Genomic DNA, 18,699 nt, shown 5'->3' on the forward strand with positions numbered 1-18,699 from the left:
ACGCGGCGCAGGTCAGAAAGGGCAGGTTAGCCCTGAAGCGATTTAACGCCGATCTCGTCTTCGGCTTGTGCCTTGATGGCCAGCGCTGCGGCATAGGCACCGGCGGCCGTGGTGAAATACGGGATCTTGTCATACAGCGCGATAGAGCGGATGGATTTGCTGTCCTCGACCGCCTGCGCGCCTTCGGTGGTGTTCATCACCAGTTGGATCGCTTCGTCCTTCATCATGTCGGTGATGTTCGGGCGACCCTCGTAGACCTTGTTCACGATCTCGCAGGCGATGTCATGCTCTGTCAGCCAGGCGGCGGTGCCACGGGTGGCGCGCAGGGTGAACCCTTGCTCAAGCAGGATACGCGCGGCGGTCAGCATGTCATCCGACTTGTCCATATCCTTGATCGAGAAGAACACACAGCCGTTGCGCGGCAGCGGGTTGCCCGCGCCCATCTGCGCCTTGAGGAAGGCACGGGGGAAGTCGCGGTCCCAGCCCATAACCTCGCCCGTTGACCGCATTTCCGGCCCAAGCAGCGTGTCGACGCCGGGGAAGCGGGCGAAGGGCAGCACGGCTTCCTTGACCGAGAACCAAGGCATGTTCGGGTCCGCCAGTGTCATTGGATCACCCAAAGGCAGCACGTCGTCATAGGCGGCATCGTCACGGTAGGGTGCGCGCTGCGGGAAGGCCGACAGCTTTTCGCCCGCCATGATCCGCGCAGCGATTGACGCAATCGCGCTGTCCGTCGCTTTGGCGACAAAGGGCACGGTGCGCGAGGCGCGGGGGTTGACTTCGATCAGGTAGATCTCGCCGTCCTTGACCGCGAACTGGATGTTCATCAGGCCCACAACGTTCAACGCCAGCGCCAGCGCCTTGGTCTGTTTTTCGACCTCGGCAATGATGTCGCGGCTCAGCGAATAGGGGGGCAACGAACAGGCGCTGTCGCCCGAATGAACGCCGGCCTCTTCGATGTGCTGCATGATGCCTGCAACGTGGACATCCGTGCCGTCTGACAGCGCGTCTACGTCCAGCTCTACCGCGCCCGAGAGGTAGTGATCCAGCAGCACGGGGCTTTTGCCCGATACGACCACCGCGTCGCGGATATAGCGTTCGAGGCTGGCCTGATCGCGCACGATCTCCATCGCGCGGCCGCCCAGAACGTAAGACGGGCGGATCACCAGCGGAAAGCCGATGTCTGCTGCGATCTCAAGCGCTTCGGCGTCGGAGTGGGCGATACCGTTATGTGGCTGCTTCAGGCCCAGCGATTGCACAAGCTGCTGGAACCGTTCGCGGTCTTCGGCAAGGTCGATCATGTCGGGCGTGGTGCCAAGGATCGGGATGCCCGCCTCTTGCAGCGCCTGCGCGATCTTCAGCGGTGTCTGGCCGCCGAACTGCACGATGACGCCGTGCAGCGTGCCGTTTTCCTGTTCGACCCGCAGGATTTCCATCACGTGTTCAAAGGTGACGGGTTCGAAATACAACCGGTCCGAGGTGTCATAGTCGGTCGAGACGGTTTCGGGGTTACAGTTGACCATGATCGTCTCGTAGCCCGCGTCGGTCAGCGCATAGCAGGCGTGACAGCAGCAATAGTCGAACTCGATCCCTTGGCCGATCCGGTTCGGGCCGCCGCCCAGAATGACGACTTTCTGACGGTCGCTGGGGCGGGCTTCGCATTCAACCTCGTCAAAGGCGGGGGCCTCGTAGGTAGAATACATGTAGGGCGTTTGCGCTTCGAATTCGGCGGCGCAGGTGTCGATCCGTTTGAACACGGCCTTGACGCCAAGGTTCAGACGCGCGCGGCGCACGTTGTCTTCGTCGCGACCGGTCAGCGTGCCAAGGCGCGCGTCGGTAAAGCCCATCATCTTGAGCTTGCGCATCCCGTCTTCGGTCAGCGGCAGCCCGTCTTTGCGGACTTGCGCCTCGGCGTCGACGATCTCGCGGATGCGGGCAAGGAACCACGGGTCGAACATGGTCACACCGTGGATATCCACGTCGGACATGCCGTGACGCATCGCCTGAGCAATGGTGCGCATCCGGTCGGGGGTTTGCTTGCTGATCGCGGCAATCAGCGCGGCTTCGTTCTGTGGTGCGTCGGCGGTCAGGTCACTGTCCAGACCGGGGATGTCGATTTCGTCAAAGCCTGTCAGCCCGGATTCCATCGACGCCAGCGCTTTTTGCAGCGACTCGTGGATCGTGCGGCCAATCGCCATCGCTTCGCCGACAGACTTCATCGCGGTCGTCAGATAGGGTTCGGAGCCGGGAAATTTCTCGAACGCGAATTTCGGGATCTTGGTGACGACATAATCGATTGTCGGCTCGAAGGACGCAGGGGTCACGCCGGTGATGTCGTTGTCCAGCTCGTCTAGGGTAAAGCCCACCGCCAGCTTGGCCGCGATCTTGGCAATCGGGAAACCCGTCGCCTTGGACGCCAACGCAGAGGAGCGCGATACACGGGGGTTCATCTCGATCACGACCATGCGGCCATCTTCGGGGTTCACGGCCCACTGCACGTTCGATCCGCCTGTTTCCACGCCGATTTCGCGCAGCACGGCGATCGAGTGGTTACGCATGATCTGGTATTCTTTGTCGGTCAGCGTCAGGGCAGGGGCCACGGTGATCGAATCGCCTGTGTGCACGCCCATCGGGTCGACGTTCTCGATCGAGCAGACGATGATCGCGTTGTCAGCGGTGTCGCGCACCACTTCCATCTCGTATTCTTTCCAGCCAAGCAGGCTCTCATCAATCAGGATCTGCCCCATCGGCGACGCGTCCATTCCCGAGCGGCAGTAGAATTCGTAATCGTCGCGGTTGTAAGCCACGCCGCCGCCGGTGCCGCCCATGGTGAAGGCAGGGCGGATGATCGCGGGCAGGCCGACATATTCCAGCGCGTCGAGCGCAAGCTGCACGCCTGCCGCAAGGTCTTTCTTACCGCTGGCGGCAACGGGCGCGGTGACGATGGTCGCCTTGGGGTTTTCGATGCCCAAACGGTCCATCGCCTCGCGGAAGAGCTTGCGATCCTCTGCCATTTCAATGGCTTCGCGTTTCGCGCCGATCATCTCGACGTTGAATTTCTCGAGCACGCCCATCTCTTCGAGCGCGAGCGAGGTGTTCAGCCCGGTCTGACCGCCCATCGTTGGCAGCAGCGCGTCGGGGCGTTCTTTCTCGATGATCTTGGCGACGATTTCAGGGGTGATGGGTTCGATGTAGGTGGCATCCGCCAGCCCCGGATCGGTCATGATCGTCGCAGGGTTGGAGTTCACGAGGATGACGCGGTAGCCTTCCTCTTTCAGGGCCTTACAGGCCTGCGCGCCGGAGTAGTCGAACTCGCACGCCTGACCGATGACAATGGGCCCCGCTCCAATGATCATGATCGACTGGATATCGGTTCTTTTTGGCATGGCTCAGGCCCCCGGATGTTTGCAAATTCTCCGCGTTATAGGCCTTGGGGGGAGAGGTGCAAGGGGGCATGTCGGGATATGGGGCGTGTTTTCAGGCAACACCCATGTGGCAGGGGCGCAGCACCGCCCGATGCGGTGCCGCTTTGCCTTACCCGAGCGTCAGGAAGGCCCGCAAAGACGCCTCGAAGTCGCGCGGCTTTTCAGCGTGAAGCCAATGGCCTGTATCCGGTAGCTTGGCAAAGCGCGCTTGCGGGAACAGCGCCTTGATCACGGGGCGGTCTTCGGGTTTGACATAGGTGGAGTTGCCGCCGGACAGGAACAGCACCTCCCCCTCGTATTGTCCATCGACCCCATCGGGCCAGCCGACGATCTTGGACATCTCTGCCTCAAGCACATCAAGGTTCAGCTTCCACGTCTTGTTGGGCACATCCAGCGACTGGGTGAAAAAGCTTTGCAATGCGGGCTCGACCCCCGCAGCCGCCAATTGGTCAGAGGCGTCGGAGCGGCGGGTGAGCGTGCCCAGATCGACCGTGCGCATCGCATCGATAAATTCTTGCTGGCTGTGGCCATAAGCGACAGGAGCGATATCGGCGACCACCAGACGGTTCACGAGTTCGGGATGGTTCAGTGCCAGCATCATGGCCGCCTTACCGCCCATCGAATGCCCGCAGACGTCCATTGGCGCGCCAAGATGGGTGATGACCTCTGCCAGATCGGCGGCCATCTCGGGGTAGCTTTGCGTCTGCGCGCGCGGGCTGTCCCCGTGGTTGCGCATGTCGACGGTCACCACGCGGCGCTGGTCGGACATCCGTTTGGCGATCACGCCCCAATTGCGGCCTGACCCGAAAAGACCATGCACGATCAGCAGGGCAGGGGCGTCGCCTTTGGTGCCATATTCAGTGTAATTCAACATGCCCAAGATGTAGGGCCATTGCAGCCGATGTGCCAGACCGTTTAGGGTTGAAACATGCTGGATCAAAAAGACCTAGAGACCAAGGCACGTGAAATGCAGCGCGGCTTGCAGGCAAAGCTGGGTGTGCAGGGGCGCGATGTCTCTCATGCGCTGGCGCGCGCAGGGCGACGTCTGCCCGCGCGGGTGCGGCGTGAGGGCAAGGTCTTTGCGCAGGCGGCTTTTATGGCGCGCAACCCCAAGATGGCACGCAGGCTCGAGGGGGCGACGGTGCAGACCGCCTATGACCGCGTGATGGAGCATCTTGCCGGAATCGACGTGGCCGAACGGCGCAAGGACCGCTGGCTTGGTCTTGCGGCAAGTGTGGCGTTCAACCTGATTTGTGTTGCGGTGGCGTTCATCACATTTCTGTGGTGGCGCGGCTACGTCTGACGGGCGAAGCTGTTACCTTTGAAGACGCAAAAGCCCCGCTGCGGAGCTGCAAGCGGGGCTTTGTTTCGAGGCGTGGTTTGGGGCGCTGCCCCGCCCTTGCGGGCCCCCCGGGATTTAATCCATTTGGAAGGGCCCGGGGCGCATTGCTTTAGAGGTTGGGGCTTCAGAGGTTGGGATAGATCGGGAAGCGGGCGCAGAGCGCTTCGACTTCGGCTTTGACCTTGGCTTCGACCTCGGCGTTGCCATCGGCCCCATTGGCGGCCAGCCCGTCGACAACCTCGATGATCCAGTCGGCGATCTGACGGAATTCATCCTCACCAAACCCGCGTGTTGTTGCCGCCGGCGAGCCCAAACGGATGCCGGAGGTGACCATGGGCTTTTCAGGGTCAAACGGCACACCGTTCTTGTTGCAGGTGATATGCGCGCGGCCCAGTGCTTTTTCGGTGTCGTTCCCTTTGACGCCTTTGGGGCGCAGGTCGACCAGCAGCAGGTGGGTGTCGGTGCCATGGGTGATCGTGTCGAGCCCGCCTTTGATCAGCTGGTCGCTGAGTGCTTGGGCGTTCTTGATGACCTGTTGGATGTAGGTCTTGAACTCGGGCTTGAGCGCTTCACCAAAGGCCACGGCCTTGGCCGCGATCACATGCATCAGCGGGCCACCCTGAATACCGGGGAATATGGCCGAGTTGAACTTTTTCGCCAGCGCTTCGTCGTTGGTCAGGATCATGCCGCCGCGCGGACCGCGCAGGGTTTTATGTGTGGTGGTTGTCGCCACATGCGCATGGGGGAAGGGGGAGGGGTGTTCGCCCGCAGCGACCAGACCGGCAAAATGGGCCATGTCCACCTGCAGGTAGGCACCGACCATATCGGCAATCTCGCGCATCCGCTTGAAGTCGATCTGGCGCGGGATGGCGGAGCCACCGGCGATGATCAGCTTGGGCTGGTGTTCCTTCGCGAGCGCTTCGACCTGGTCATAGTCAAGTTGGTTGTCTTGTTTGCGCACGCCATACTGGATGGCGTTGAACCATTTGCCGGATTGGTTCGGCTTGGCCCCGTGGGTCAGGTGGCCGCCCGCGTCGAGGCTCATGCCCAGAATGGTGTCACCGGGTTGCAGCAGCGCGGTGAACACGCCCTGGTTGGCTTGGCTGCCCGAATTCGGCTGCACGTTGGCGAAGTCGCANTTGAACAATTTGCACGCGCGTTCAATCGCCAGGTTTTCCGCCACATCGACAAAATCACACCCGCCATAATAGCGGCGGCCCGGGTAGCCTTCGGCGTATTTGTTGGTCATCACCGACCCCTGCGCCGCCATGACAGCCGCAGACACGATGTTTTCGGAGGCGATCAGTTCGATCTCGTTACGCTGGCGACCCAGCTCGTCTGTGATGGACCCGAAGATTTCGGGATCGGCTTCGGACAGGGGGGTGGTGAAAAAACCGGACATGGGCGTGGTTCCTTTGACTACGTGTGCGGGTTGCGGGCTATCTAGCTTAATCCGGCACGGGGGTGAAGGTCGTAATGCGCCGGTCGCACCGTCATATGCGGCAAAGCTGGTAGGTCGGCGCGATATGTGGTTCTTTTGACTGTGAATATCCCTCATTGGAAACATCCGCCCATGAAGATCGCTTTTATCGCCAGCCGCTCTGATGTTGCACAGGATGCGTTGACGGCGCTGAGCGCACGATACGGCAATGTCACGCGNGAGGAGGCAGAGGTTATCGTCGCCCTCGGGGGGGACGGGTTCATGCTGCAGGCGCTGCACGACTCGCAAGAGCTGTCGACNCCGGTCTATGGCATGAACCGCGGCACCATCGGGTTCTTGATGAACGCCTATGCCGAAGAGGATCTGGTGGATCGTCTGCGCGCAGCAGAAGAGGCGGTGATCAACCCGCTGGTGATGGTCGCCACNCANGCGAATGGCGAGACCTCCAAGGCGCTGGCCTTGAACGAGGTCGCCTTGCTGCGCGANGGNCCGCAGGCCGCCAAGCTGCGGATCAGCGTNGACGGGCGCGTGCGGATGGANGAGCTGGTCTGCGANGGNGCACTGGTGGCGACGCCTGCCGGGTCCACNGCCTATAATTACTCCGCGCACGGCCCGATCCTGCCGATTGGCGCGGATGTGCTGGCCCTGACNGCGATGGCGGCGTTTCGGCCACGGCGCTGGCGCGGGGCNTTGCTGCCGAAAACGGTGACCGTGCGCTTTGATGTGCTGGAGCCCGCCAAACGNCCTGTGATGGCCGACGCCGACGGGAATTCCTACCGCGATGTCGTNGCGGTCGAGATCACCTCGGACCCGTTGATCAAGCACCGTATCCTGTTCGATCCGGGCCACGGTCTGGAAGAACGGCTGATCAGCGAGCAGTTCAACTAATCCGCGTTTCAGACGGAACCGCGGTGCCTTTGGCGCGTTGATATTCCGAGACGCATGAGAGGCCNTTCAGGTGCTTTCATCGTTTGGAATTNTAGCAAAAGGAGACCTGACATGAATTGGGATACAATCAAAGGTAACTGGAGCCAGATGACCGGTAAGGTCAAAGAAGAATGGGGTGATCTGACCGACGATGACCTGACAGAAGCCGCCGGCGAACGCGATCAGCTGGTCGGCAAGATTCAGGCGCGCTACGGCGTTGCCAAAGACGAGGCGGAGCGTCAGGTAGACAGCTTCGTGGCCAAACACTAACTGGCCTAGATATTGAATAGAAAAGGCGGCTGTTACAGCCGCCTTTTTCGCNTTCTGGGGTNCCGGATCTATCAGCTGTCCTTGGCGTAGCCGATGGTTTGCAGCGCCGACTTTATCTCGTCCAGAATGGCCGGATCGTCGATCGTGGCGGGCAGTTTGAACGGCTCTGCATCNGCCAGTTTGACCATCGTCGCCCGCAGGATCTTNCCTGAACGCGTCTTGGGCAANCGATCCACCACCAGCGTCATCTTATAGGCTGCCACTGGCCCGATCTGGTCACGCACCCGTTGCTGACATTCGGCTGCAATCTCGGCATGGGGGCGNTCGACCCCTTTGGACAGGCACACAAACCCCATCGGGGCTTGNCCCTTCAGCGGATCGNTGACGCCGATCACGGCACATTCAGCCACATCGGGGTGGCCGGCCAGAACCTCNTCCATCGCGCCGGTGGANAAGCGGTGACCNGCGACGTTGATCACGTCATCGGTGCGCGCCATGATATAAAGATATCCATCCTCGTCGATCCTGCCCGCATCCCCCGTTTCGTAGTATCCGGGATAGGTCGTGAGGTAACTTTTGCGGAAGCGATCTTCGGCATTCCACAGGGTGGGCAGCGTGCCGGGNGGCAGGGGCAGTTTGATCGCGATAGACCCCAAAGTACCAGCGGGTTGCGGCTCGCCCGCCTCGTTCAGGATTTGCACGTCATAGCCCGGCATCGGCACCGTGGGGGAGCCGACCTTGACCGGCAGCGCCTCTAGTCCGGCGGGGTTGCCGACGATGGTATAGCCGGTTTCGGTCTGCCACCAATGGTCATAGACGGGTATGCCCAGCTTTTCCTGCGCCCAGATCACGGTGTCTGGGTCGGCGCGCTCGCCCGCGAGATACAGCGCGCGCAGGCAGGAAATATCGTATTTGCCAATCTCCTCGCCCCTGGGATCTTCGCGTTTGACGGCGCGGATCGCGGTGGGGGCGGTAAAGAAACTGCGGACATTGTGTTCGGAAATGACGCGCCAGAAGGTGCCCGCATCGGGTGTGCCCACGGGCTTGCCTTCGAACACGACGGTGGTGTTGCCATGCACCAGCGGGCCATAGCAGATATAGCTGTGCCCCACGACCCAGCCCACATCGGAGGCNGCCCAGAAGACATCGCCCGGATCGACGTTGTAGATGTTCTTCATCGTCCAGTTCAGCGCCACCANATGCCCCGCGGTTTGGCGCACCACGCCCTTGGGCGCGCCGGTCGTGCCCGAGGTGTAAAGAATNTAGGCGGGGTGGTTNCCCTCCACCGCGACGCAGGGCGCGGGGGTGGTGCCTTTTTGCGCCNCGTGCCAATCCAGATCGCGCCCCGGTGTCAGATCGCAGGGGGCCTGTTCGCGTTGCAGGATCAGGCAGAAATCGGGTTTNTGGTCGGCCTGTTCAATGGCCCCGTCAAGCAGCGGCTTATAGGCCACGACGCGTGCNGGTTCCAACCCGCAGGATGCGGCGATGATCGCTTTGGGGGTGCAGTCGTTGATCCGCACGGCNAGNTCGTTCGAGGCAAAGCCGCCGAACACGACCGAATGTACCGCCCCGATCCGNGCNCAGGCGAGCATCGCCTCAAGCGCTTCGGGNACCATCGGCATATAGATGATCACGCGGTCGCCTTTGCCCACGCCATTGGCCTGTAGCGCACCGGCGACAGCGGCGACGCGGGTTTGCAGCTCGGCAAAGGTGATCTTGGTCTGGGTGCCGGTGATCGGGCTGTCATGGATGATCGCCACCTGATCGGCACGGCCGTTTTCCACATGGCGGTCAACGGCATTATAGCACGCATTTACTTTGGCGTCGGCGAACCATTCGTACAGATCATTGCCCTTGTCGAACAACGCCTGACGGGGCNNTTCCTCCCAATCGATGGCTTTGGACTGCTCTAGCCAGTAGGCTTCAGGGTTGTCCTGACAGCTTTTGTAAATGTCGTGATATCCCATATGCGGCTCCCTCCCGTGAACGCGAATACCATTTGGTAGGCCACGGCTGCAGGAAAGAGCAAGAGCTTGCGCCTATATCGCGGCCATCCGGCAATAAAATTTACAGCCGCTTCCCCGCGCGCGGTGTCAAAATTTACAAGCGCGTTTCGGCCNNTTTCCGNTAGCGCACAGAANTTCGCNCAGCNCNTGTCGAATATGACCNACCGCGTCGAATTTGGATCAGATCAATCGCGCAAAGGGGCGCAGCATCGCGGATAGGGACGGCATGTCGCCGCCCTTCGTCTTTGAACAAAGGTTCAGAACAATGGGTGATAAGCTCGCCAACAAGAAGAAAAAGGCCAAAGCAGACGCACGGCCTGCCAAGCCGATGCCAAGCAGCGTGTCTGACATCAAGGCACCCTTTGCGGCCAAGGGCNCCAAACCGGCCAAGTAATTCCGGCCGGTTCCGGTCCATGCGCCGCCCCGTATAAGGGCGGCGTTTTCACGCNNGGCGTCANCCGTATTCGGCGACCGGCGTACCNGCGATNGCACCGACGTTCAGCAGCCCGCGCGCGGTGATCGACGGAGAGACGATATGTGCACGGTTGCCCATCCCCATCAGGATCGGCCCAACCTCAAGCCCGCCTCCCTTCATCTTCAGAATATTGCGCACGCCCGATGCCGCATCCGCATGGGCAAAGACAAGAACATTCGCAGCACCTTCCATCCGGTTCGAGGGCAGCAGACGGCTGCGCAGCTCGGGGTCGAGTGCGGCATCGATGTTCATCTCGCCCTCATAGCAGAAATCATGGTTGCCCGCATCCAGCAGCCGCAGCGCCGCGCGCAGACGTTTGCCNGACCCTTCGCCCTGATTGCCGAACTGGCTTTGCGAACACAGGGCGATCTTGGGNTCGATGCCGAAACGTTGCACNTGNCGNGCNGCACCGATGGCGATCTCGGCGATCTGTTCGGGGGTGGGGTGCAGATGCACCTGCGTATCCGCGATAAACANNGGCCCATCTTCCAGGATCATCAGCGACANGGCCCCNTGGGGGCGNCGCCCGTCGCGACCGAGAACCTGTTCGATATAATTCATATGCCAGCGGAATTCCCCGAAGGTGCCGCAGATCAGGCTGTCGGCCTCTTCGCGGTGCACCATCACCGCGCCGATGGCGGTGGTATTGGTGCGCATGATGGCGCGTGCGATATCAGGTGACACGCCGCGGCGGGCCATCAGGTTGTGNTAGGTCTCCCAATAGTCGCGGTAGCGCGGGTCGTTTTCGGGGTTCACCAGATCCACCGTNTCGCCCAGCTTGATGGTCAGACCAGCCTTTTCGATGCGCCGTTCGATCACCTCGGGGCGGCCGATCAGGATCGGGCGTTCCTTGGTTTCCTCCACCATGGCCTGGGCGGCGCGCAGCACGCGTTCGTCTTCGCCTTCGGCAAAGACGATCCNGCGCGGGGCCACGCGCGCGGCCTCGAACACGGGGCGCATCAGCATCGACGATTTGAAGACCGAGCTGTCCAGCTTGTGGCGATANGCGGCCAGATCCTCGATCGGGCGGGTGGCGACGCCGGTGTCCATCGCNGCTTTCGCGACGGCNGTAGACACGACNCCGATCAGGCGCGGGTCAAAGGGTTTGGGGATCAGGTAGTCGGGGCCAAAGGTCAGCTGTTCGCCCTGATAGGCGGCGGCAGCCTCGGCCGAGGTGGTGGCACGGGCAAGCGCGGCGATCCCGTCGATACAGGCGATCTTCATCTCGTCATTGATCGTGGTTGCCCCCACATCCAGCGCACCGCGGAAGATAAAGGGGAAGCACAATACGTTGTTGACCTGATTGGGAAAATCCGACCGTCCNGTNGCGATAATCGCATCAGNNGCCACNGCACGGGCCAGATCGGGCATGATTTCCGGCGTGGGGTTGGCCAGCGCAAAGATGATCGGCTGCGGCGCCATTTTCTGCACCATTTCGGGGCTCAGGACACCGGGACCAGAGAGGCCGAGGAACAGNTCGGCNTCATGGATCACATCGGCCAGATCACGCAGGTCGGATTTCTGCGCGTATTCCGATTTGATCGGGTTCATGTCGATCTCACGGCCCTCGTAGACCAGACCGTGAATGTCACAAAGCCAGACGTTCTCGCGCTTCACGCCGAGTTTCAGCAGCATGTTCAGACAAGCAATGCCCGCNGCGCCGCCGCCTGTGGATACGATCTTGATGTCCNNGAACTTCTTGCCCGCCACGAAAAGCGCGTTCTTCACGGCGGCCCCAACGACAATCGCNGTGCCGTGCTGGTCGTCGTGGAAAACCGGAATGTTCATCCGCTCGCGGCANATGCGTTCGACGGTAAAGCANTCGGGGGCCTTGATGTCTTCGAGGTTGATCGCGCCGAAGGTCGGCTCTAGCGCGCANACCAGTTCAGCGAGCTTTTCGGGGTCATTCTGGTCCAGCTCGATGTCGAANCAATCGATATTGGCGAATTTCTTGAAAAGGACGGCCTTGCCCTCCATCACCGGTTTGGAGGCCAGCGCGCCGATGTTGCCNAGCCCCAGAACCGCCGTGCCATTGGTNACCACACCCACAAGGTTCGCGCGGGTGGTGTAATGCGCGGCTGTGGTCGGGTCNGCCTTGATCTCAAGGCAGGCNTCNGCCACGCCGGGGGAATAGGCGCGCGCCAGATCGCGGCCGTTCGCCAGTGGTTTGGTCGCGCGCACTTCGAGTTTTCCGGGCTTGGGGAANGCGTGATAGTCAAGTGCGGCTTGGCGCAGATTGGGCGCATCGGTCATGTTTTGGCGGTCCTTTAAGAGAGTAGTTTAGCGTTAAACTATTTTGCCAGCCGCGCCAACACGACTTTTGGAGCGGNGCGTGTCACCGCCCATGCGGCGCAGATTNTGGGGCGGGAAGGGGGCCAGCCCCCATCGTGGCAGGCCACGATTCCCCCGGAGTTTGTCTGGCAAAATGAAGCATGGCATTTTTCCGCTTTTGGCATCGCAACTTTGGCGAAAGGTTTTTATAGTTTTGTGAAACTTGGGGGAATTATGACCAGTGATTTGCGACAGCACGCCAGCGCCGTGCAGGAAAATGCCTATGCGCCCTATTCCAATTTCAAGGTGGGGGCCGCGTTGCGCACGGCCTCGGGNGCGGTGTTTGTNGGCTGCAACGTGGAAAANGTCGCNTACCCGGAAGGCACCTGTGCCGAAGCCGGTGCCATCGCCGCCATGATCGCGGCGGGCGAGACGGCTTTTGTCGAGGCCTATGTGATCGCGGGCAGCCCCACGCCCGTCACCCCCTGTGGCGGCTGCCGTCAAAAACTGGCTGAATTCGGTGAGGGGGACGCGCGGGTGACCATGGCGACCCTGTCGGGCGTTGAAGAGGTGATGACGATGGCCGAGCTGTTGCCCGGTGCCTTTGGCCGCGCGCATATGGAGGGCTAAGCCATGGATGCCCGCGCGATCCTGTCCAAACTGCGGCACCGGCGGTCGCTGAACCGAGAAGAGCTTGTCTGGTTCGCGATGGCCCTTGCCGACGGGCGGGTCAGTGACGCGCAGGCGGGGGCCTTTGCGATGGGGGTCTGTCAGGTCGGGCTGAGCGATGTGGGCCGCGTGGCCCTGACGCTTGCCATGCGCGACAGCGGGCGGGTGTTCGACTGGGATCTGAACGGGCCGGTGCTGGATAAACATTCGACGGGCGGTGTGGGCGATTGCGTCAGCCTTGTGCTGGCCCCTGCCTTGGCCGCCTGCGGGGCCTATGTGCCAATGATTTCGGGGCGTGGGCTGGGGCATACCGGCGGGACGCTGGATAAGCTCGAGGCCATTCCGGGTGTGAATACCACATTGGACGAGGCGCAGTTTCGCGCCGTGGTGGCGAAGGCAGGCTGTGCGATTGTCAGTGCGACCGACGGTATCGCCCCCGCGGACAAGCGGCTTTATGCGGTGCGCGATGTGTCCTCGACCGTGGACAGCCTTGATCTGATCACCGCGTCGATCCTGTCGAAGAAGCTGGCGGCGGGGCTGGATGGTTTGGTCTTGGACGTCAAGGTCGGCAGCGGTGCCTTCATGAAAGATCTGGCGCAGGCGCAGGCGCTGGCGACGGCGCTGACCAAGACCGCAAACGCCAGCGGGTGCCGGACGACGGCGGTGATCAGCGATATGAGCCAGCCCTTGGTGCCGAGCCTCGGGAACGCGCTGGAAGTGGCCGAGGTGATGCGCGTGCTGACGGGGCACAACAAGGGGCCGATTGTCTCGGTCTGTGCGGCGCTTGGCGGGGTGTTGCTGGCCAATGCAGGGCTGGCGGGCGATGTGCAGGTCGGGGCGGATATGATCGTGCAGGCGATCCGGTCGGGCCGCGCGGCGGAACGCTTTGGCGTGATGATCGCGGCCATGGGCGGGCCTGCGAAGTTTGTCGAAAACTGGACGCGGTTCCTGCCCGAGGCGACGATCATCGGAGAGGTTCCCGCACCGAAAACCGGATATGTGACCGCGATTGATGGGGAGGCCTTGGGCCTTGCCGTCGTCGCTTTGGGCGGCGGGCGCGCGGTCGAGACGGACCAGATCAACCCTGCCGTGGGGATTTCGGATGTGGTCCGCCTTGGGGCGAAAGTATCGTCCAAAGGGCCGTTGGCGGTTGTTCATGGCGCCCGCGCCGGTGACGCAGAGCGGGCCGCACAGGCGGTGCGCGGTGCGATTACCATCGGCCCGAAGCCGGTCGCCGTGCCGGATTTGATTGTAGAGAGGGTCGGCTGATGGCGCGTGCTTTTCTGGTTGTGATGGATTCCGTCGGTATCGGCGGTGCCCCCGATGCGGACACCTTCTTTAACGGGCGTGTGCCGGACACCGGCGCGAATACCCTTGGTCATATCGCGCAGGCCTGTGCGGAGGGCCGTGCAGAAGACGGGCGCAGCGGCCCTTTGAACGTGCCGCATATGGCGTCGCTGGGGCTTGGCCCCGCGATTGAACTGGCCAGCGGGCTGCATATCGCAAGCCTTGATGGCACCGTCAGCGGCACATGGGGCGCGGCGACAGAAATCTCGCGCGGCAAGGATACGCCTTCGGGCCATTGGGAATTGGCCGGTTTGCCGGTCCCGTGGGAGTGGCACTACTTTCCCGATGTGTCGAAGTCCTTTCCGCCTGCGCTTGTTGCGCAGCTTGCGGCCTTTGCCGGCACGGACGAGATTTTGGGGAATTGCCACGCCCCCGGCACCGCCATTATCGAGGAGTTCGGCGCGCAGCATATCAAGACCGGTTTCCCGATCTGCTATACCTCGGCCGACAGCGTGTTGCAGATCGCCGCGCATGAAGAGAGTTTCGGCCTGCAACGGCTGTTGGACCTATGCGAAAACATGGCCCCGATCGCGCATGAGATGAAAGTCGGGCGGGTGATCGCGCGTCCCTTCATCGGGGATGCGCAAAGCGGTTTTACCCGCACCACCAACCGTCGTGATTTCGCGATCACGCCACCCGCGCCGGTGCTGAGCAACTGGGTGCAGGACAGTGGTGCCCGTGTGTATGCCGTTGGAAAGATCGGTGACATTTTTTCGATGACCGGTTTTGATGAGGTGCGCAAAGGGTCTGACGAGACATTGATGGGCCATCTTGGCGATCTGGTCGAGAGCGCCGAAGACGGCAGCCTGACGTTTGCGAATTTTGTGGAGTTTGACAGTCTTTATGGGCATCGGCGCGATGTGTCGGGCTATGCCCGCGCGCTTGAGTGGTTTGATGCCGAGATNGGTAAGCTGCTGGGGCAANTGCGNGACGGGGATNTGCTGGTGCTGACCGCAGATCACGGGAACGACCCGACNTGGGTGGGCACCGACCACACCCGCGAACGGGCCCCGGTTCTGGTGGCAGGGCAGGGTGCTGGCAGCTTGGGGCAGATCGGCTTTCGCGATGTCGCTGGGCTGGTGGCGCGGCATCTTGGGGTTNCGGTGCCCGACTNAACTCTGTTCGGCGGCGTATCGGTCGGTTNTGGGGGCCAGCCCCCATCGCGGCNGGGCCGCGATCCCCCCGGAGTTTGACTGGCAAAATGAAGCTGGCGAAGATGCGATGGTTGCGGGGCACGGCTTTTCGGGGCATGAGTTCAGCCAAGTAATATGGAGAGCGCCCCGATGTCCGATATCGTTGAACACCTGACCGTCGTTAATCATCCGCTGGTGCAGCACAAGCTGACAATCATGCGGGATAAATCCACATCGACCGCGGCGTTCCGNCAGTTGCTGCGCGAGATCAGCCAGCTTNTGGCCTATGAGGTGACCCGCGGCCTGCCGATGACGACCANGCGGATCGACACGCCGATGCAGCCGATGGACGCACCTACGCTGGACGGCAAGAAGCTGGCGCTGATCTCTATCCTGCGGGCGGGCAACGGGTTGATGGATGGCGTGCTGGAGCTGATCCCGTCGGCACGGGTAGGCTTTGTTGGCCTGTATCGTGACGAGGAAACATTGCAGCCGGTGGAATACTATTTCAAGGTGCCCGAGGGTATGGACGACCGTCTGGTNATCGCCGTGGACCCGATGCTCGCCACCGGTAATTCATCCGTGGCNGCGATCGACATGCTGAAGAAAGCCGGTGCGACCAATATNCGCTTCCTGTGTCTGCTGGCGGCCCCCGAAGGCGTGGCCCGCATGAAAGAGGCGCATCCCGATGTGCCGATCGTCACCGCGGCGGTCGACGAGAAGCTGAACGAGCAAGGGTATATTATTCCCGGGCTTGGTGACGCCGGTGACCGGATGTTCGGGACCAAGTAAGGCGCAAAATGGGCGATCCGGTGATCAGGGTACTTTACTCTGAAACCGGGATCGCGCATGGTTTATGTACTACATTGTGTGGGGGCGCAGATGAAATTTACTAGTATTGTGGCAGTTGCGGCATTGATGACGACGTTTGGGGCAGGTATTTCCCAAGCGCAAAGCTTTCGCGATCAACCGGCGGAATTCCCGTCGGCCTCGTACAAGGGCAAGCAATATGTCGACAGCAAAGGCTGTGTGTTTATTCGGGCCGGTATCGACGGCAATGTGACCTGGGTGCCGCGCGTGTCGCGCAAGCGTCAGGGNGTCTGCGGNTTCAAGCCGACCAATGTGCAGACAGCGGCCAGCGCGCCTGCCGGTGGTGCTGANGCGCCGGTGCAGATCACCGTGAACANCGCGCCCGCCGCGGCCAAACAGCCCACGGTTGCGGCACGCCCTCTGCCACAGCGCAAGGCCAAGCCGGTTGTTGTACGCCAGAAAGCACCCAAGCCGGTGCGCCAGCCGGTNCCACGCTCGGTCGACGTGCCNGCCGCACCGCGCGCGCAAGCGCCGGTGGCGGTGGCGCAGGTGCCGACCACCTGTGCCGGACGCTCTGCCATCAGCCAGCAATACTCCGGGTCGCGGACCAAGGGGCTCGCCGTGCGNTGCGGCCCGCAAACCGCGCCGATCCTGCCCTCCACCGCGCAGGTCGGGGCCGTGGCATCTGCGCCGTCCTATGGGGCANCCNCAGGCAGCGTCGCGGCCACTGNGGCCCCCGCAGCGGCGCATGCGCATACGCGGATCGTGCCGAAACATGTCGCGATCAACCGCCAGAACACCTATGCCAACGTCTCGGTGCCCAAAGGATANCGCCCCGTGTGGGAAGACGACCGTCTGAACCCCAAGCGGGCCGAACAGAACCTTGAGGGGCGGTCCAAGATGTTGTTGATCTGGACCAACACCGTGCCGCGCCGTCTAGTGAACCAAAGCACAGGGCGGGACATGACCGCGCGTTTGCCGCTGGTCTACCCCTATACCTCGGTNGAGCAGCAGCGCCGCGAGTTGGGCGAGGTGAGCTTTGCCAAGCGCAACGGCCAGCTGGTTAAACGTATCGTCCGCAACAAGAACGCAGCGCCTGCCGCGCGCAAGCCGGTCTACTCCAGCCGTTCGACTCCCAAGCCAGTCGCCACAGCCCCAGCGGCCCCGCGTGCCGCAGGTAAGACCTATGTGCAGATCGGCGTCTATGGAGACAGCGCGAACGCGCAGCGCGCGGCACAACGTATCGCGCGGATGGGGATGGGCGCGCGCATCGGTAAGTCCACCCGCGGCGGCAAGACCTATCTGTCGGTGCAGGCAGGGCCCTTTGGCGCGTCCGCTGCACCGGCGGCTTTGGGTAAATTGCGCGGTGCCGGTTACGGGGATGCCTACATCCGCTGACGCATCCGCACGACAGTACAGACAAAAGGCCAGTCGGGGCGATCCGGCTGGCCTTTTGCGTTGAAGGTCGGAGTGTGTATCTCTGCCTTAGCCGCCGCAGATATTTTGCAGGCGCAGCCAGTCGGCATCGTTCAGCAGTGGGTCGGTTTCCTTGCCGTTCATCGGATCGGCTTCGATCAGGGGCAGCACCGTCTCTCCGGTGATGTCGCGGGCTTGCGCGTAAGGCGTGCTGTGCAGGCGCTGTTTTTCGAAACGGGCAAGCAGGGCGTCAACGGGCGGTTCCGGCGCGGGTTCGGCCATCAGATGTTCGGCGTAGCGGGTGAGGGCCGCATCCGACACATCGCCGGTGGTCAGCAGGCGGAAGTTTTCGCGGATGCCGATGGTGGCGAGCATATGTTCAAGCGGGTCTGTGACGGCGCGTTTCGCTTGCTCCGCCAGAATATAGCCGCCCGCGATATCGGGGGACTCGTAATCCTCGAAGAGGGTCTTGTTCAGCACGATCAGCCCGCCGGGCAGGTGCAGGCTGGGGCGGGTCATGGCGGGCAGCACCACCATCGGATCAGACGACAGCCGCGCGCCGAGCTTTGCCAGCGCCGTGCGCCCGCGGGCGTTGGTACAGGCGGGGCCGGACACCCGTTCGATCTTTTTCAGCAGCGCCGCCCCGATGGAGGCGCGTTTGACCTTGGGTACCACCCGCAGCGTGTGATCTTGCAGCGCGCCCGGCAGCCAGAACAGCGCCACCGCCGCCACCACCAGCGCCGAGGTCAGCACCCCGGCAAAGCGCAGCCGCCCCGGGCGGGGGCGACGGCGTTCGACCACGCGGCGCAGGGTTTCGATGGCGTCGATCATCTCTCCCTCGCTGTCGGGGATTTCCAGCGTTTCACTGGGGTCGCCATCGGGGTGGAAAATCGCAGGGCGGGTGCCAGGGTTTGACCGCGCCAAAGCCGCCAGTGACCAATGGGTCAGCGCCTGATCCTTGAGGTCGGAAATCACCAGTGTCGCATCGCCGATCGACACGATGACCTCGCGACGTTGGGCATCGGGGGCCGAACGCCATAGTCCGGTTGCTTCCAACCGGGCGTATTTGGAAAGGGCTGTCATATCCTGAAGTATAGTGCCTAACTGTTTTGGATAGTTTACCACCTGACACGGGTTGAGCAATGGGTGGACTTAAGACAGCATAGG

Annotated in this window: 14 protein-coding genes; 8 read left to right on the forward strand and 6 right to left on the reverse strand. The window is 62.2% G+C overall.

The window, feature by feature from the left end; translation table 11 throughout:
* Nucleotides 1-26 precede the first annotated feature (26 nt).
* The gene (carB, locus tag CBB63_RS05385; RefSeq protein WP_286698421.1) at nt 27-3,386 is read right to left on the reverse strand and encodes a carbamoyl-phosphate synthase large subunit; all 3,360 of its coding nucleotides are present in this window, start codon (nt 3,384-3,386) and stop codon (nt 27-29) included.
* A gap of 148 nt (nt 3,387-3,534) precedes the next feature.
* Nucleotides 3,535-4,299, reverse strand: coding sequence for an alpha/beta fold hydrolase (locus CBB63_RS05390; protein WP_286698422.1), 765 nt, complete (start codon nt 4,297-4,299; stop codon nt 3,535-3,537).
* Nucleotides 4,300-4,353: 54 nt separating this feature from the next.
* On the opposite strand from CBB63_RS05390, the gene CBB63_RS05395 reads away from it, so the two are divergent.
* Nucleotides 4,354-4,728, forward strand: coding sequence for a hypothetical protein (locus CBB63_RS05395; protein ID WP_064217117.1), 375 nt, complete (start codon nt 4,354-4,356; stop codon nt 4,726-4,728).
* Between the two features lie 163 nt (nt 4,729-4,891).
* Here CBB63_RS05395 and glyA read toward each other — a convergent pair whose 3' ends face one another.
* The gene (glyA, locus tag CBB63_RS05400; RefSeq protein ID WP_286698423.1) at nt 4,892-6,169 is read right to left on the reverse strand and encodes a serine hydroxymethyltransferase; all 1,278 of its coding nucleotides are present in this window, start codon (nt 6,167-6,169) and stop codon (nt 4,892-4,894) included.
* Nucleotides 6,170-6,340: 171 nt separating this feature from the next.
* Between glyA and CBB63_RS05405 the strand changes: the two genes are divergently transcribed.
* Nucleotides 6,341-7,096: an NAD kinase gene (locus CBB63_RS05405; protein WP_286698424.1), complete on the forward strand. Its 756-nt coding sequence runs from the start codon at nt 6,341-6,343 to the stop codon at nt 7,094-7,096.
* A gap of 111 nt (nt 7,097-7,207) precedes the next feature.
* Nucleotides 7,208-7,405, forward strand: coding sequence for a CsbD family protein (locus CBB63_RS05410; RefSeq protein ID WP_005849485.1), 198 nt, complete (start codon nt 7,208-7,210; stop codon nt 7,403-7,405).
* Nucleotides 7,406-7,476: 71 nt separating this feature from the next.
* On the opposite strand, the gene CBB63_RS05415 is transcribed toward CBB63_RS05410, so the two are convergent.
* On the reverse strand, nt 7,477-9,372 hold the full coding sequence (locus CBB63_RS05415; RefSeq protein ID WP_286698425.1) for an AMP-binding protein: 1,896 nt from the start codon (nt 9,370-9,372) through the stop codon (nt 7,477-7,479).
* A 493-nt stretch (nt 9,373-9,865) separates the two neighbouring features.
* On the reverse strand, nt 9,866-12,139 hold the full coding sequence (locus CBB63_RS05425; RefSeq protein WP_286698427.1) for an NADP-dependent malic enzyme: 2,274 nt from the start codon (nt 12,137-12,139) through the stop codon (nt 9,866-9,868).
* 252 nt (nt 12,140-12,391) lie between these two features.
* Here CBB63_RS05425 and CBB63_RS05430 point away from each other — a divergent pair, with 252 nt between their 5' ends.
* The 5 genes from CBB63_RS05430 to CBB63_RS16400 all read left to right on the forward strand — a co-directional run bounded on the left by CBB63_RS05430 (nt 12,392) and on the right by CBB63_RS16400 (nt 17,514).
* Nucleotides 12,392-12,787: a cytidine deaminase gene (locus tag CBB63_RS05430; RefSeq protein ID WP_286698428.1), complete on the forward strand. Its 396-nt coding sequence runs from the start codon at nt 12,392-12,394 to the stop codon at nt 12,785-12,787.
* 3 nt (nt 12,788-12,790) lie between these two features.
* Nucleotides 12,791-14,095 (forward strand): thymidine phosphorylase, encoded by a 1,305-nt coding sequence (locus CBB63_RS05435; protein WP_286698429.1) that lies wholly within the window; start codon nt 12,791-12,793, stop codon nt 14,093-14,095.
* Nucleotides 14,095-15,366, forward strand: a complete 1,272-nt coding sequence (locus CBB63_RS05440) for a phosphopentomutase (protein WP_286698430.1) — start codon at nt 14,095-14,097, stop codon at nt 15,364-15,366. The genes CBB63_RS05435 and CBB63_RS05440 overlap by 1 nt, the downstream gene beginning before the upstream one ends.
* 90 nt (nt 15,367-15,456) lie before the next feature.
* Nucleotides 15,457-16,098: a uracil phosphoribosyltransferase gene (gene upp / locus CBB63_RS05445; RefSeq protein ID WP_286698431.1), complete on the forward strand. Its 642-nt coding sequence runs from the start codon at nt 15,457-15,459 to the stop codon at nt 16,096-16,098.
* A gap of 981 nt (nt 16,099-17,079) precedes the next feature.
* Nucleotides 17,080-17,514: an SPOR domain-containing protein gene (locus CBB63_RS16400; RefSeq protein ID WP_502695863.1), complete on the forward strand. Its 435-nt coding sequence runs from the start codon at nt 17,080-17,082 to the stop codon at nt 17,512-17,514.
* 87 nt (nt 17,515-17,601) lie between these two features.
* On the opposite strand, the gene CBB63_RS05455 is transcribed toward CBB63_RS16400, so the two are convergent.
* Nucleotides 17,602-18,615: a hypothetical protein gene (locus CBB63_RS05455; protein WP_286698433.1), complete on the reverse strand. Its 1,014-nt coding sequence runs from the start codon at nt 18,613-18,615 to the stop codon at nt 17,602-17,604.
* Nucleotides 18,616-18,699: the final 84 nt, after the last annotated feature.

It is taken from the genome of Sulfitobacter sp. TMED3, assembly GCF_002167505.1.
GTDB lineage: Bacteria > Pseudomonadota > Alphaproteobacteria > Rhodobacterales > Rhodobacteraceae > Sulfitobacter > Sulfitobacter pontiacus.